This window comes from Vibrio sp. 10N.261.46.A3 (genome assembly GCF_041472995.1).
Classification (GTDB): domain Bacteria; phylum Pseudomonadota; class Gammaproteobacteria; order Enterobacterales; family Vibrionaceae; genus Vibrio; species Vibrio coralliirubri.
Genome location: NZ_JBFRRH010000033.1, coordinates 1 through 1,045 on the forward strand (window position 1 = coordinate 1; position 1,045 = coordinate 1,045).

Annotated in this window: 1 protein-coding gene and 1 pseudogene; one reads left to right on the forward strand and one right to left on the reverse strand. The window is 45.5% G+C overall.

What is annotated here, in order from left to right; translation table 11 throughout:
- Positions 1 to 170 precede the first annotated feature (170 nt).
- Positions 171 to 881, reverse strand: a complete 711-nt coding sequence (locus AB4484_RS09310) for a replication initiation protein (RefSeq protein WP_372077719.1) — start codon at positions 879 to 881, stop codon at positions 171 to 173.
- On the opposite strand from AB4484_RS09310, the pseudogene AB4484_RS09315 reads away from it, so the two are divergent.
- Positions 862 to 1,045, forward strand: a pseudogene (locus tag AB4484_RS09315) (transposase); the annotation flags it as partial. The gene AB4484_RS09310 and the pseudogene AB4484_RS09315 sit on opposite strands and share 20 nt — an antisense overlap.

The following is a 1,045-nucleotide window of genomic DNA, read 5'->3' on the forward strand; positions in this document are numbered from 1 at the left end:
GCGCCGAGCGGTGTAGATTAGACAGCAAAAGATAGGAATCTCTTTTAGCGTAATCTCAACCTCCTATAGTATAACGTGGTCTCAAAGAAACGTTGAAGCACTCTTAAGACTAGAAAGCAAAACAGCCCTAAAAAGGGCTGTTATCTGATAAGGCTGTTGTTTTAGTCTCACTAAAGGAGACCAGTTTTCTTTTTACGGAAGTAAGTAGCTCGACTAATAGCTAGTTCTTTCCATGGCTCTAGATGGTTTTCACTATACTTATTAATTGGACGCCCACCACCTTTTGAAATCTTACCGCCTGTAGAAACCTTACCACCTTTTGCACCTTTCTTAGCTTGGCTCTGACGGAACTTCTCAGGCGTGAACTCACGGTATGTCCAGTTAGCGATCGATTTCGCTATCGCTTTCACTTCTGAAACAGGGAGAGGCACTTTAAATTGAGCGTTAAGGGCTTCTACGTGGTCGTAGACAGCCGAGTTCCAGTCACGCTTATAGTTGGGTGCCCAAAACTCTCTAATCGCCTTGTAGCTCCACTGTCGCACTGAATCAAACAACTCACAATTACGACCAAGACCTGATACTTCGCTACCACGTAACGGATGACCTTTTAAATCGAGATAGTCCGCCAGTTCATCTAGCGTATATTCGTACTCACTCCAAAACTCATTTTGCCAATGTGAATGAAGTGGGTTTTTCGTGAGTAGTCCAGCAAACCCACGATCCGCTTTTAGACGTTCAATCATTGCTGACTCAATCGCAGCAGCGTAGCGAATGGGTTCGCTATGTGCGATGTCAGAAGTACAGAACGGAACTTTCAAGCGATACGCAATGTGAGCGTGTGCATTTCCTGGGTTCAAGGCGTGGTTAGATAAATCGGTCACTCAGGTGCCCCCTAAAAGTAAATTGGGTGAGGCGATTAGCTACAGTCTCAATCAATGGTCGAAGCTAGTAAGAGTTATCGATGATGGCCGGTTAAGCATGGATAATAACCGAGCGGAACGTTCAGTGCGTCCGTTCACGGTAGGGCGGAACAACTGGTTGTTCT